Here is a 560-nt window from a genome sequence, read left to right on the forward strand (position 1 = left end):
TACTTTCTACACTAGTTGCCTATTCTCTTAAGAAAAATAAACCTTCCATAAATTGCAATTTCGACTTTCCTCTAAATATAACCTTATCCCGAATTGACGTAAATTAGAAGAAACAAGAAGGATTTACGCGGTTGATTATAATCTGATTAATTCCGGAGAAGTGTAAATACTCTATGCAGCAAGAACAATTTGTGTATTCGCAAAAAAACAATTTTTCAGGTGGTGAGTTAACGCCAACTATTGAGGGCAGAACTGAGCTGGCATTATATCAGAATGGCGTTAAAAAGTTGATTAACTTTATGCTACTGCCATCAGGTGGCATTATGCGTAGACATGGTACACAATTTGTTCATTTGTTCAGCGATAATGTACCAAAGAAAATGGCAGCAGTGATGTTCTCAAGGAAATTATCTTACTTGCTGGTTTTCGAATCGCATCAGCTAGAGACTCGTTGCTTATTCTTTGTTGGTGGGGAATTGTTGTTAACGATACTGGACTGAAAAATCAAGACAAAAAAATAATAATTTTGTTTCCCATTTTTGCATTTTTCAAGCTGCAAT

At 35.2% G+C, this 560-nt stretch carries 1 protein-coding gene and 1 pseudogene; both read left to right on the forward strand.

Features of this window, described 5'->3' with window-relative positions; genetic code table 11:
* Positions 1-97, forward strand: a pseudogene (locus RiCNE_RS08660) (IS982 family transposase); the annotation flags it as partial.
* 76 nt (positions 98-173) lie between these two features.
* The gene (locus tag RiCNE_RS07205) at positions 174-500 is read left to right on the forward strand and encodes a hypothetical protein (protein ID WP_094649855.1); all 327 of its coding nucleotides are present in this window, start codon (positions 174-176) and stop codon (positions 498-500) included.
* The last annotated feature ends 60 nt before the right edge of the window (positions 501-560 follow it).

Origin of the sequence: Rickettsia endosymbiont of Culicoides newsteadi, from assembly GCF_002259525.1 — a bacterium.
Taxonomy (GTDB): Bacteria; Pseudomonadota; Alphaproteobacteria; order Rickettsiales; family Rickettsiaceae; genus Tisiphia.